Source organism: Streptomyces sp. NPDC046727, assembly GCF_040645635.1.
GTDB lineage: Bacteria > Actinomycetota > Actinomycetes > Streptomycetales > Streptomycetaceae > Streptomyces.
On sequence record NZ_JBEYYR010000035.1, the window covers coordinates 1 to 13,873 of the forward strand.

Below are 13,873 nucleotides of genomic sequence, written 5' to 3' on the forward strand. Positions count from 1 at the left end.
CGGCCCCCCCCGACCGGGCCGGCCGCACACCCGTGGGGCCCGTTCCGAGTGACGGGCCGCACACCCCGGGGGCCCGGTTTGACCCTCTCGGTCGTGGCCCCGTAACCTTGACCGTCGGCGTGTCCACTGACCCGCCACATCCCCGTAAACCTCTTCCTCCCGGACGCACGGCTGGCCGGGAGAGGTCGCCCGTGTGTTGTGCGGCGGCTGGCCTGCGGGGGTGCCGTTTCTTCGAGCGAAAGAGAGATCCGCGTGTACGCCATCGTGCGCAGCGGTGGTCGCCAGCACAAGGTTGCTGTCGGCGACATCGTTGAGGTTGACAAGATTTCCACTGCCAAGGTTGGCGACACGGTCGAGCTCTCGACCCTGCTCGTTGTCGACGGCGACGCTGTGACCAGCGACCCGTGGGTGCTGGCCGGCATCAAGGTCCAGGCCGAGGTCGTGGACCACCACAAGGGCCAGAAGATCGACATTCTGCGCTACAAGAACAAGACCGGCTACCGCCGTCGGCAGGGCCACCGCCAGCAGTACACGGCGATCAAGGTCACGTCGATCCCCACGGCTGCGAAGTAAGGGACTGAGGAGACATGGCACACAAGAAGGGCGCATCGTCCACCCGGAACGGTCGCGACTCCAACGCCCAGCGGCTCGGCGTGAAGCGCTTCGGCGGTCAGGTCGTGAACGCTGGTGAGATCCTGGTCCGTCAGCGCGGCACGCACTTCCACCCCGGCGCCGGCGTCGGCCGTGGCGGCGACGACACGCTGTTCGCCCTGCAGGCCGGTGCGGTGGAGTTCGGTACCCACCGTGGCCGCAAGGTCGTGAACATCGTTCCGGTCGCCTGAATCGACTGATTCAGCACCGAACGCTTTCGCGAGGCGGACCTCACTTCCCGATCGGGAAGGCGGGTCCGCCTTTCGCGTGTTGACATTGGTAATACCCGTGAGTTTCTGGAGGCACTGAACCATGACCACCTTCGTGGACCGCGTCGAGCTGCACGTCGCCGCGGGTAACGGAGGCCACGGCTGTGCCTCCGTCCACCGTGAGAAGTTCAAGCCGCTCGGCGGCCCCGACGGCGGTAACGGCGGCCGGGGCGGTGACGTCATCCTGACCGTCGACCAGTCGGTCACGACGCTGCTGGACTACCACCACTCCCCGCACCGCAAGGCCACCAACGGCAAGCCCGGCGAGGGCGGCAACCGCTCCGGCAAGGACGGCGAGGACCTGGTCCTGCCGGTGCCGGACGGCACCGTCGTGCTGGACAAGGCGGGCAACGTGCTCGCCGACCTGGTCGGCCACGGCACCTCGTACATCGCCGCGCAGGGCGGCCGGGGCGGTCTCGGCAACGCCGCGCTGGCGAGCGCCCGCCGCAAGGCGCCCGGCTTCGCGCTGCTGGGCGTGCCCGGCGACCTCCAGGACATCGTCCTGGAGCTGAAGACCGTCGCCGATGTGGCCCTCGTGGGCTACCCGAGCGCCGGCAAGTCCTCGCTGATCTCCGTGCTGAGCGCGGCCAAGCCGAAGATCGCCGACTACCCGTTCACCACCCTCGTCCCGAACCTGGGCGTGGTGACCGCCGGCTCGACCGTCTACACCATCGCCGACGTGCCCGGTCTCATCCCCGGCGCCAGCCAGGGCAAGGGCCTCGGCCTGGAGTTCCTGCGGCACGTGGAGCGGTGCAGCGTCCTGGTGCACGTCCTGGACACCGCCACCCTGGAGTCCGACCGCGACCCGGTCTCCGACCTCGACATCATCGAGGAGGAGCTGCGGCAGTACGGCGGTCTCGACAACCGTCCCCGCATCGTCGTCCTGAACAAGGTCGACGTGCCGGACGGCAGGGACCTCGCCGAGATGGTCCGCCCCGACCTGGAGGCCCGCGGCTACCGCGTCTTCGAGGTGTCGGCCGTCGCCCACATCGGGCTGCGCGAGCTGTCCTTCGCCCTCGCCGAGCTGGTCGCCAGGGCGCGCGCGGCCAAGCCGAAGGAGGAGGCGACCCGGATCGTCATCCGGCCCAAGGCCGTGGACGACGCGGGCTTCACCGTCACCCGCGAGGAGGTCGGCGGCGAGCCGCTGTTCCGGGTGCGGGGCGAGAAGCCGGAGCGCTGGGTCCGCCAGACCGACTTCAACAACGACGAGGCCGTCGGCTACCTCGCCGACCGGCTCAACCGCCTCGGCGTGGAGGAGCAGCTGATGAAGGCGGGCGCCCGCGCGGGCGACGGTGTCGCCATCGGCTCCGAGGAGAACGCGGTCGTCTTCGACTGGGAGCCGACGCTCATGGCCGGCGCGGAGATGCTCGGCCGCCGTGGCGAGGACCACCGCTTCGACGCGCCCCGGCCCGCGGCCCAGCGCCGGCGGGACAAGCAGGCGGAGCGGGACGAGTCGCTGCGGGAGTACGACGAGTTCGACCCGTTCGACGAGTAGGAACGCGCTTCGCCCGCGTCGGCGGTCCGGCAAGGTGAACGCCGGGAAAATTGGTGGCGGCCGTGAGGGCAACCCGGGCCCGCCCCGGTGAGTCGAACTGTGCGGCACGAAGAGGATCTTGGTCCTCTTCGTGCCGCACTTTCTGTTTCCCGACTCCTGGAGCCGACGTGCCTGACCAGCCTCGCCGCCCCGTCCGTCGCCGCACCCTGGCCCTCGCCACCGGCATCGCCCTGGCCGCCGGTGCCCTGTTCGCGGCTCCCGCGGCGGACGCCGCCCCGCAACCGCCCGCCAAGAAGGTGCGCGCCGACTTCAACGGCGACGGATACGGGGACCTGGCCGTCGCCGCGCCGTACGCGACCGTGGGCGGCAAGGCCCGGGCCGGGTACGTGGCCGTGCTGTACGGCTCCGCCACGGGCCTGACGGCCAAGAAGGTGTACACGCAGGCGTCCCCCGGCGTCCCCGGAGCAGTGGAGAAGGCCGACCTCTTCGGGGACCGGCTGGTCACCGCCGACCTGGACGGTGACGGCTTCACCGACCTGCTGGTCGGCTCGGGCGGCGAGCAGTGGACGCAGGACGGCGTCGACCGCTCGGGCAGCCGGACCGTGCTGTGGGGCGGCCCGAAGGGATTCGTCTCCGGAACGCTGCTGCCCGCCGAGGGCACCGGCCGCTACCAGAACCCGCTGACGGTCGCCGGCGACTTCAACGGCGACGGGCACCAGGATCTCGCGCGTGGCGGGCGGGTCCTGCTCGGCCCGTTCGGCCGGGACGGCCGCCCGGCGGGTGCCCAGGAGGGCGCGGACTTCGTCGACGGCGACCTGAACACGGTGGCCGCGGCGGTGGGGGACACCGACGGCGACGGCATCGACGACATCGTCACGCTGGCCCGGACGTACGACTGGGACGACGAGGGCAACTACGGCAACGGCGTGTTCTTCGCGCGCGGCAGCCGCGACGGGCTGCGGGCCCCCGTCGAGCTGAAGGACCTGTACGGCCCGAAGGGCGACGCCGTGGCGCTCGGCGACCTGAACGGCGACGGCCGCGCGGACCTGGTCGTCGGTTCGGACACGCTGCGGATCGTCTACGCGGGCAAGCAGGGCCTCGGCCCGGGCCGGCCACAGGTCATCACCCAGGACACGCCCGGTGTGCCCGGCACCCAGGAGGCGGGGGACGGATTCGGGCGCGCGCTGGCCGTCGGCGACGTGACGGGCGACGGCCGCGCCGACATCCTGGCGGGCATCCCGTACGAGGACTTCGGCGGGCTGCGCAGCCCCGGCACCTTCGCCGTCGTACCCGGTGGCCCCTCCGGGGTGACCGGTGCCGGGACGAAGGTGTTCAGCCAGGACAGCGCCGGTGTGCCCGGTACGGCGGAGAAGGACGACTGGTTCGGTGCCGCCGTGCACCTCGTGGACGGCAACGGTGACGGCAAGGCCGAACCGGTGGTCGGCGCGCCCTGGGAGGACTCCCGCGCCGGTGCGTTCTGGGTGTTCCCGGGCCGTACGAGCGCCAAGGGGTCCTTCACCGTCGGCGCCCGCACGCTCGGCACGGTCGCGTCCGGCGCCGAACTCGGCTCCGTCTTCCCCAACTGACCTCTTCTCACCCACTTTTTCAGGACAACCATGACCCTGCCCTTCCCCCGCGGTGCCCGGCCGGCGATCGCCACCGGCCTCGCCCTCGTCGCCGGCGCGCTCGCGATCCCCGCCGGCACGGCCCCCGCCCACGCGGTCCAGTCCCACCCGGCCCCCGCACCGGCCGTGAGCGGCAAGCACCCGCACGACGACTTCAACGGCGACGGCTACGCCGACCTCGCCATCGGCGCCCCCGGCACCGCCCTGGGCGAGCAGCGCGGCGCGGGCGCGATCACCGTGCTGTACGGCTCGGCGAAGGGCCTGTCGACCGCCCGCAAGCAGGTGCTGACCTGGCCGGGCCGGAAGAACGCCGAGTCGCCGGAGGGCGGTTACGGCAGCCGGCTGCGCATCGCGGACCTCGACGAGGACGGCTACGCCGATCTGCTCTCGACCGTGACGTGGACCCCCATGGACGCCGACCAGGGCACCTTCATCGAGGTCAACTGGGGCGGCCCGAAGGGTCTCTCGGCCACGCCGACACTGCTGTCGGGGCTGCCGGACGCCGTCGCGCTGCGGGACTTCACGGTCGCCGACGTGGACGGCGACAAGCACCCCGACCTGGTGCGTCTCGGTGTCCACCCCGACACCGACCCGAAGGCGGCCGGTGCCGTCCAGCACGGGCCGTTCACCCGCGCCAGGACCAGCGGGACCCGGACGACGTACTTCACCGTCGACCCCGACGGGACCGAGCTGGTCGAGTCGCTCGCCGCCGGTGACGTGAACGGCGACGGCACCGCCGACCTCGCCGTGCGCAGCCACTCCACGGAGGAGTCGGACTCCCGGAGCGTCACCCTGCTCCTCGGCGGCCCCACGGGCTTCACGAACAAGGGCCTGCTGTGGGACACCCGGCACCGGCTGATCGGCGGCGAGGAGGTGGCGATCGGCGACCTCAACCACGACCGCTACGGCGACATCGTCGTCGGCCACTCCGATGACGGCTACGACAGCGACGTCGAGATGCCCACCAGGGGCGGGGCGCTGGGCGTGGTCTACGGCGGTCCGCAGGGCACCTCCACCGGGCTGAAGCCGGTGTGGATCAACCAGGAGACCGCGGGGGTGCCCGGCGCCGGCGAGTTCCACGACGGGATGGGCTCCGGGCTGTCGATCGGCGACACCGACGGCGACGGGTACGCCGACGTCGCCACCGGCCTGCCCGGCGAGGACTTCGACGGCCTGACCGACGCCGGCAGCGTGCTGGTGCTGCGCGGCAGCGCCAAGGGCCTGACCGGCACGGGCGCCGCGGTCTTCCACCAGAACACCGCGGGCGTGCCGGGCACCGCCGAGAAGGGCGACCGGTTCGGACGGGCGACCGCGCTGGTCGACGGCGACGCCGACAGGAAGGCCGGGCTGGTCGTCGGCGACCCGGAGGAGAACGCCGGCGACGGCGCGGTGTGGGTCCTCTCCGCGACGTCCGCAGGCGTCACCACCAGGGGCGCCTTCTCGCTCGGCGCGGCCACGGCCGGCCTGCCCGCCACGCAGGCGCGCTTCGGCGCGTCACTCGGCCACTGACCCGGCCACGGCACAGGAGTGGGTCCGGCTCCTGAGCCGCGGGCGGACGGCTGAGGCGGCTGGGGCCGGACGCGGCTCCTGAGCCGGTAGGCGGCGGGACGGATTCCGATCTACCGTCAGGCCCGTTGCGGCGCAAGGGTTTCCCCGAGCCGCAACGGGTCTTCTGTTGTCTGCCCATTTGTCATGCCCCCGATGGGAGTGGTTCAGCAGGCGGACCGTCCGGCCATGGGAACTTCCGAATGTCCGACAGACCAGTCCAAGTGGCCACTGTGGCAAGGGAGTCAGCGCATGACCGCACCATCGCCCGACCGCCGCCGCTTTCTGACCGCCGGGGCCGCCGTCCTCGGCGCCGCGGCCTCCGCCCAGTTGTGGCTGCCCGGCACCGCCCGTGCCGCCGACACCCCGCTCCCGGACGGGGTGTTCACCCTGGGCGTCGCCTCCGGCGATCCGCTGCCCGACGGAATCGTGCTGTGGACCAGACTCGCGCCCGACCCGCTGAACGGCGGCGGCATGCCCGACGCGGTCTTCCCGGTGGAGTGGGAGATCGCCGAGGACGAGCGGTTCCGCCGGATCGCCCGCCGCGGCACCGCCCAGGCCGGCCCCGAGCTCGGCCACAGCGTCCACGTGGACGTCCGCGGCCTGCGCCCGGACCGCCCGTACTGGTACCGCTTCCGGGCCGGCGGCCAGCTCTCGTCCACCGGCCGCACCCGCACCGCGCCCCACCCGCACCAGCGGGGCGGCTCGCTGCGCGTCGCCCTCGCCTCCTGCCAGAACTGGCAGCACGGCTACTTCACGCCGTACGCCGACATGCTCGCCCAGGACCCCGACGTCGTGCTCTTCGTCGGCGACTACATCTACGAGTCCTCGCCCTCGGCGACGGCCGTACGGCGGCACGAGGGCAAGGGCGAGCCGTACACCCTCGCCCAGTACCGCAACCGGTACGCCCAGTACCGCACCGACCCCGACCTCGCCGCGATGCACGCGAACGCCCCCTGGGTGGTCACCTTCGACGACCACGAGGTGGACAACGACTGGGCCGGCGAGATCCCGCAGGACCCGGACAAGCAGCCGCACGACAAGTTCGTGGCCCGGCTGGCCGCGGCCTTCCAGGCGTACTACGAGCACATGCCGGTGCGCGCCACCGCGATCCCGGACGGCCCGCACATCCAGATGTACCGCCGCCTGGAGTTCGGCCGGCTGGCCCGGCTCAACGTCCTGGACACCCGGCAGTTCCGCAGCGACCAGGCCACCACGCAGGAGGGTGCCGAGGCGCCGTCGATGACGATGCTCGGCGCCGAGCAGAAGCAGTGGCTGCTCGACGGGCTGCAGGACTCCCCGGCCCGCTGGAACCTCATCGCCTCGCAGATCATGATGGCCGAGACCGACCTGCTGCCCGGCGACGGCAAGCTCTGGTACTACGACGCCTGGGACGGCTACCAGGCCGAGCGCAACGCCCTGCTGGAGGAGTTCGCCGACATCCGCAACCCGGTCGTGCTCAGCGGCGACCGCCACCTGACGATGATCAGCGACCTCAGGACGGACTACGCCGACCCCGACTCGGACGTGGTCGGCGCCGAGTTCGTCGGTACGTCGATCTCCAGCAGCGGCGACCAGGACCAGGACGCCTTCCACAAGCAGTGGGACCCGCTGAAGGCGGACAACCCGCACTGGAAGCTCATCGACGCCCACCGCGGCTACCACCTGTTCGACATCCGCCGCGACGGCATCGACGCGCGGGTCCGGGTCGTCGACACGGTGCTGAAGCCGCAGGCGACGGCGACCACCCTGGCCCGGCTGCGGGTGGAGTCGGACGAGCCCGGCGTACAGCTCGTGTGACGCCCGAATGAGCCTGGGGCCCATCCGGATCCCAGGCTCCCCTCAGCCTTACCTCAGGCTGCTGCACATCGGCCCGCACAAGACCGGGACCACCGCCGTCCGGGGCGCCCTCTTCGCGGCGAAGGAACGGCTGCCCGAGCACGGCGTGGAGTTTCCCCGCGCACACCCGGCACCCGACGGAGGCCGCCCTCGCCTCCTGCGCCCGGCCAGCGATGACGGGCCGACACCGAGCCCACCGGCCGGCACTGGACCCGGCTGCTGGAGCAGGTGCGGGCCACCGGCGGCCGTACCTCGGTGATCAGCAGCGAGTTCTTCGCCGACGCGCCCGACGAGGGCACGGTCGCCCGGACCGTGGAGCAGCTCGGCGGCGACCGCGTGCACGTCCTGGTCACGCTGCGCCCGCTCGCCCGGATCATGCCTGGAAACCCGACCCCAGCTTCTGGCGGCGGCACCGGCACGACCGGCTGGTCGAGCGCCGGGCCCGGGCGACCGGGCCGGAGCGGGTCACCGTCGTCGTGGTGGACGACCGCGACCGCGGCGGGCTGCTGCGCACCTTCGAGACGCTGCTCGGCCTGCCGGAGAATCTCCTGCGGCCGGCTCCGGACACCGCGAATCGGTCACTCACCCTGGCCGAGACCGAAATGCTGCGGAATCTTAATGTGGAATTCCGCGGCAATGGACTCCCGGACGAGCTGTATTCCCGTCTTGTCCGGGGCGGCGCCGTGCCGCATATGAAGAACGCGTGCGCCCCCGCGCCCGGCGACGTGAAGATCCGCACGCCCCGCTGGGCGGTCGAGGCGGCGGCCCGGATCACCCCCGAAACCGCGGCCCGGGCGCTCTACGGAGCGCTCGCCGCGGCGGCTTCCGCGGCCCCGGCGACAGGCGGCGCGGCCCCCGTGCGCGGCGTGCACCGGACGTCGTCGAAGGAACTCGTGCGGGTACTCGGGCACCGCTGCCTGAGGCGGCTGCGGCGGCGCTGAACCCGGCCCCCGGGCCCCCGCGGACGCACCTGTGGACTTACTCACAGCAAATTCACGGGCGTTCACACCCGCCGCCGCCAATCACCAGGAGTGCAAGGTGAATGACAGGTTGCGCGCACATATGCAGCGGAGGTCACTCACCTTGCACTGCGGTTACCCGAAGTGGGACCATTTCCCGGTTCCCTGTCGCCCCAAGGTAGGTCAGCCTGTGTCCCAGCACATAGCCAAGCCCCGTACCACCGCAGTGATCCTGGCCGGTGGCACCGGTCAGCGGGTGGGTCTGTCGATCCCCAAGCAGTTGCTGAAGATCGCCGGCAAGGCAGTCATCGAGCACACCCTGACCACCTTCGAGAACACCGACTCGATCGACGACATCATCGTGCTGATGGCGCCGGGCTACGTGCCGGACATCGAGAAGATCGTCGCCAAGGCCGGCTTCACCAAGGTGAAGAAGATCATCGAGGGTGGCTCGACGCGGAACGAGACCACCGAGCGCGCCATCTCCGCCCTCGGCGAGGGCCTGGCCGAGGGCGAGGACCTCAACGTCCTCTTCCACGACGCCGTGCGCCCGCTGCTCTCGCAGCGCGTCATCGACGACTGTGTGGCCGCGCTGGACCGCTACCAGGCGGTGGACGTCGCCATCCCGTCCGCGGACACCATCATCGTCACGCGCACGCACGGCGAGGACGGCGAGTTCATCACCGAGATCCCGGACCGCTCCCGGCTGCGCCGCGGCCAGACCCCGCAGGCCTTCAAGCTGTCCACGATCAAGCGGGCCTACGAGGTCGCCGCCGGCGACCCCAACTTCCAGGCCACCGACGACTGCTCGGTGGTCCTCAAGTACTTGCCGGACGTGCCGATCCACGTCGTCGCGGGTGACGAGTACAACATGAAGGTGACCCAGCCGGTCGACGTCTTCATCGCCGACAAGCTGTTCCAGCTCGCCTCCACGGCCGCCCCGGAGCAGAACGGCGAGGAGGCCTACCGCGAGCTGCTCACCGGCAAGACGATCGTCATCTTCGGCGGCTCCTACGGCATCGGCAAGGACATCGCCGAACTCGCCGAGTCCTACGGCGCGAACGTCTACGCGCTGGGCCGCTCCACCACCGGCACCCACGTGGAGAACCCGGAGGAGGTCGACGACGCGCTGTCCAAGGCGTACGCGGAGACCGGCCGGATCGACTACGTCGTCAACACCGCGGGCGTCCTGCGCATCGGCAAGCTCGCCGAGACCGACAACGCCACCATCGAGGAGGCGCTGAAGGTCAACTACCTGGCCCCGGTGCAGATCGCCCGTTCGTCGTACAAGTACCTGGCCGAGACCAACGGCCAGCTGCTGCTCTACACCTCCAGCAGCTACACCCGCGGCCGTGCCGAGTACTCCCTGTACTCCTCCACCAAGGCCGCCATGGTGAACCTCACCCAGGCGCTGTCCGACGAGTGGGCCGGCGACGGCATCCGCGTCAACTGCATCAACCCGGAGCGCACCGCCACCCCGATGCGCACCAAGGCCTTCGGCCAGGAGCCGGCGGGCAGCCTGCTCTCCTCCGAGGCCGTGGCCCGCACCTCCCTGGACGTGCTGCTGTCGGAGCTGACCGGTCACGTCATCGACGTCCGCCAGCAGGACCCGACCGCGGGCGCCGCCAAGGCCTCCGGCTTCGAGCAGGCGCTCGCCGCGGTGCTGGACCGCCAGGCCGGCGTGTAATAATTGCGGCCAAATAGCTTCAGGAATTCAGGCCTCTGCGGGCGTCCATTCACCGGGCGTTCGCAGGGGCCTGAATCCGTACATCGTGCAAATCCGCACACCCTGTGAAAAACCGGCACCTCCCGCCTTACTGAACAAAACCGGCACTCCCCCCTCCCAGAGCAGGTTTCTCCGTGATATCCACCGCTATTCGCGTCGCCCGGGTGGGCAGCGCGGCCGAGCTGGCCGCGGCGGCCCTCGTGATGCTGGGCTTCCCGGCGCTCATGCTGGCCGCGCTCGTCCCGAGCGTTCCCGCCTTCGCGGCCCTGGCCGCCGTGACGTACCTGGCGGACCACTATCTGCACCGCAAGGGCAGCTACCTGATCAACCGCCTCAGCAAGGTCCGGGCGGGCCTGTCGATCCGCTTCCTGATCCGGCAGCTGCTGCTGATCCTGCTGCTGGCCCGCCTGTCCCTCTCGGACGACCTGATCTTCTACGGCGCGGTCGCCTGCTTCATCGCCTTCTACGGCCTCCAGGCGCCCCACGGCGCCCTGGTCACCCTGATCCGCAACCGCCGCCGGATGCCGGTCGCCACCCGCAACGTCGACCTGAAGTCCCGCATCCGCATCCCGGACGCCCCGCCGCGCCGGCTGCTGCACCGCTCCGCGGAGAAGATGCTCCACCTCGACCTGTTCGCGGTCGTCGGCGTCCTCGTCTCCGCCCAGCTGGAATCCGCCGTCGCCGGCTTCACGGGCATCGGCCTCACCGTCGGCCTCGGCTGCCTGTACGTCCTCGTCCTCATGCCGTACGTGCGCGGCCGGAAGGTCCCGCCGCGCGCCGACGCCGTCCTCGCCGCCGTCGACGAGTGGCTGGCCGGCTACAAGCCCGAGACCGTCCTGTACTTCTCCGGCTCCAAGGACTCCGCCTACCAGGTCAACATGTGGCTGGAGACGATGGAGCGGCTGGACACCCGGCCGCTGATCATCCTGCGCGAGCGCGCCATCCTGAACAACCTCGCGCCCACCACGGTCCCCGTCATCTGCGTGCCCGGAGGGGTGCACCTGATGAACCTGGACCTGTCGACCGTCCGCGTCGCCCTCTACGCCGCCAACGTCGGCAAGAACATCCACCTGCTGCGCGTGCCCACCATGAAGCACGTCTTCATCGGCCACGGCGACAGCGACAAGCTCGCCAGCGTCAACCCGTACAGCAAGGTGTACGACGAGGTGTGGACCGCCGGCCGCGCCGGCCGCGACCGCTACGCCATCGCCGACGTCGGCGTCCGCGACGACGACATCGTGGAGGTCGGCCGCCCGCAGCTCGCCCCCATCCAGAGCTGGCAGGGCGTGCCCGACGGCCGTATCCCGACCGTGCTGTACGCGCCCACCTGGGAGGGCTGGGACGGCAACCCCGGCAACACCTCGATCGTGCTCGCCGGCGAGAGCATCGTGACCAAGCTGGTCACGGCCGACCCGCCGGTCCGCGTCCTGTACAAGCCGCACCCGTTCACCGGCACCGTCAGCAAGGACGCCAAGGCCGCCCACCAGCGCATCGCCGCCCTGGTGGAGAAGGCTGCCGCCGAGCGCGCCGCCGACTCCCGCTTCACCACGGACAGCGCCGCCATGGACCGGGCCAAGGCCGAGCTGGCCGGCATCGAGGCCCGGCTCGCCGAGCTGGCCGGCTCCGGCCGCAGCAAGGGCGGCGACGAGGCCGTGGCCACCCGCGACGGCATGGTCGACGTGCACAAGCACGAGGAGATCGCCCGGCTGCGCGCCGAGTGGAACGACGCCTACTGGCGCTCCTTCCCGTCGTACGAGCACCGCGTCATCACGGGCGCCCAGCCGCGCCTGTACGACTGCTTCAACGTCTCCGACGCGATGGTCTCCGACATCTCCTCCGTGGTCTCCGACTTCATCGCGAGCGGCAAGCCGTACGCCGTCACCGACTCCGCCGAGCTGGGCGTCGAGGAGTTCAAGCGGCACAACACGGCCGTGCGCGCCGCGGTGATCCTGTCCAACAGCGCGGCCGAGCTGGACGGCCTGCTGGACGCCGTGCGCGACCCGTCCGCCGACCCGCTCGCGGACGCGCGCACGGAGCTGAAGCAGTACCTGCTCGGCCCGGACGAGCCGCCGTCGATCGACCAGTTCAACGGCGCGGTCGCCGACCTGGCCCTCAAGGCCGAGGCCCGCAACGTCGGCCAGCAGTCCCGGCTCGGCACGGCGGACGCCGACCCCGCCGAGGCGGCCGAGCTGACCAACGCGGTGCCGGGCCAGCGCGTCGTGTCGGCCGGGGAGACGGACGGCGTGAGCGCGGGCTGACCGTCCCCGTGTGAGCACCGGGCCCCCGAGGAGCACTCCTCGGGGGCCCTCGTCCTGCCCGGCCCCTGTCTTGCCCGGCTCTCAACGGATTTTGAGCGGCTCTTACCGAGCACGCGTACCGTTTGTGAAGAGCCTGTGATGTGCACCACTCCTCACCCTCGGAGGGGCAACCGCTTGCCCGGGGTGTCCGTCTAACAAATTGCGATTGAGGCGATACGGGGGAAATTTTCCGTGACAAGGGGGAAGAGTGACCGTCGTGACGCAGCCTGATGTGAGTGTGATCATCGGGGCGTACGAAGCGATGCCGTACCTGGTCGAATGCCTGGCATCCGTCGAGGCGCAGACCATCGACCCGGCGCGTATGGAGGTCATCGCGGTCGACGACGGCTCGACGGACGGCACCGGGGAGTGCCTGGAGGAGTTCGCGGCGCGCGCTCCCATGCCGGTCACCGTCATCCGGCAGGAGAACTCCGGCGGCCCCAGCGGCCCGCGCAACGTCGGCCTGGGCAAGGCGGCCGGACGCTACGTCTTCTTCCTCGACGCCGACGACCGGCTCGGCCCCGAGGCACTGGAACGCATGGTCGCCATGGCCGACAAGAACGGCACCGACGTCGTCCTCGGCCGGGTGGAGGGCGTCAACCGGACCGCGCCGAAGTCCATGTGGGGCAAGACGCTCGACCGGGCCGACGTCTTCACCTCCAACATCAAGTTCACGCTCAGCGCCCAGAAGCTGTTCCGCCGCTCCCTGCTGGAGCAGCACGGGATGCGCTTCGACGAGTCGCTGTTCACCGGCGAGGACGCCCTGTTCACGCTGGAGGCGTACCTGCGCGCGAGCGGCGTCTCCGTGGTCGCCGACTACACCTGCTACTACCTGGTCGGTCGCGACGACGGCAAGCACGTCACCAAGTCCGGCAGCTACACCCTGCGCTTCGACTCCGCGCGCGCCCTGATGAAGCTGATCGCCGACATGGTCCCGGCCGGTGAGAAGCGCGACCTCCTCATGGTCCGGCCGTTCCTCATCACGCTGCTGCCGCAGTTCGGGCCGAAGTTCCTCACCGACAGCGAAGAGGTGCGCCGGCACAAGTTCGAGCTGGCGAAGCCGCTGATGGACGCCTACTGGACGCCCGGCGTGGCCCGCCGCCTCAAGGTGCACGAGCGGCTGCGGCTGCACCTGGTCGCCATGCAGCGGTCCGATCTGCTCCTGGACGTCGTCAAGTTCGTCAAGGCGAAGAAGCAGGCCGCCGCCGTACTGGAGAAGCGCGGCACCCGCCTGTACCTGATCTACCCGCACTTCCGGTCCAGAACGGCCCGCATCCCCGACGAGATCTACCTCGCCGACCCCCGTGAGGCCCGCGCCTTCGAGGGCTACCGCGAGGCGGTCGCCAACTCCTTCCCGCGCCGCGCCCTGCGCAAGGTACGGCGGACGGTTCGGCGGATGCTGCCGGGCAAGGGCTTCGGAGCGGCGGCGGCCTGAGCGGTCCGCCCGGAGGCGAGGGGGCCCGGACC

The 13,873-nt window shown here is 71.1% G+C and carries 10 protein-coding genes; all 10 read left to right on the plus strand.

Annotation, left to right across the window (positions count from 1 at the left end):
* Positions 1-252: 252 nt before the first annotated feature.
* The 10 genes from rplU (at position 253) to ABZ937_RS32840 (ending at position 13,841) form a co-directional block, all read left to right on the plus strand.
* Positions 253-573 carry a 50S ribosomal protein L21 gene (gene rplU / locus ABZ937_RS32795; RefSeq protein WP_009188585.1) on the plus strand — a complete coding sequence of 107 codons (321 nt, stop codon included), beginning with the start codon at positions 253-255 and terminating at the stop codon, positions 571-573.
* 14 nt (positions 574-587) lie between these two features.
* Positions 588-842, plus strand: a complete 255-nt coding sequence (rpmA, locus tag ABZ937_RS32800) for a 50S ribosomal protein L27 (protein ID WP_023550764.1) — start codon at positions 588-590, stop codon at positions 840-842.
* Positions 843-963: 121 nt separating this feature from the next.
* Entirely contained in the window at positions 964-2,415 is a 1,452-nt protein-coding gene (gene obgE / locus ABZ937_RS32805) for a GTPase ObgE (protein WP_361697126.1), read from the plus strand.
* A gap of 167 nt (positions 2,416-2,582) precedes the next feature.
* Entirely contained in the window at positions 2,583-4,001 is a 1,419-nt protein-coding gene (locus tag ABZ937_RS32810; protein WP_361697128.1) for a VCBS repeat-containing protein, read from the plus strand.
* 30 nt (positions 4,002-4,031) lie between these two features.
* Positions 4,032-5,549, plus strand: a complete 1,518-nt coding sequence (locus tag ABZ937_RS32815; protein WP_361697130.1) for an FG-GAP-like repeat-containing protein — start codon at positions 4,032-4,034, stop codon at positions 5,547-5,549.
* A gap of 288 nt (positions 5,550-5,837) precedes the next feature.
* Positions 5,838-7,385, plus strand: coding sequence for an alkaline phosphatase D family protein (locus ABZ937_RS32820; protein ID WP_361697132.1), 1,548 nt, complete (start codon positions 5,838-5,840; stop codon positions 7,383-7,385).
* 518 nt (positions 7,386-7,903) lie between these two features.
* Positions 7,904-8,365 (plus strand): hypothetical protein, encoded by a 462-nt coding sequence (locus tag ABZ937_RS32825; protein ID WP_361697133.1) that lies wholly within the window; start codon positions 7,904-7,906, stop codon positions 8,363-8,365.
* A gap of 208 nt (positions 8,366-8,573) precedes the next feature.
* Complete coding sequence (locus ABZ937_RS32830) at positions 8,574-10,070, plus strand: bifunctional cytidylyltransferase/SDR family oxidoreductase (protein WP_361697135.1); 1,497 nt, start codon at positions 8,574-8,576, stop codon at positions 10,068-10,070.
* Between the two features lie 203 nt (positions 10,071-10,273).
* A complete protein-coding gene (locus ABZ937_RS32835; RefSeq protein ID WP_361697275.1) occupies positions 10,274-12,367 on the plus strand; it encodes a hypothetical protein in 2,094 nt (697 codons plus the stop codon).
* A 301-nt stretch (positions 12,368-12,668) separates the two neighbouring features.
* Entirely contained in the window at positions 12,669-13,841 is a 1,173-nt protein-coding gene (locus ABZ937_RS32840; RefSeq protein ID WP_361697277.1) for a glycosyltransferase family A protein, read from the plus strand.
* Positions 13,842-13,873: the final 32 nt, after the last annotated feature.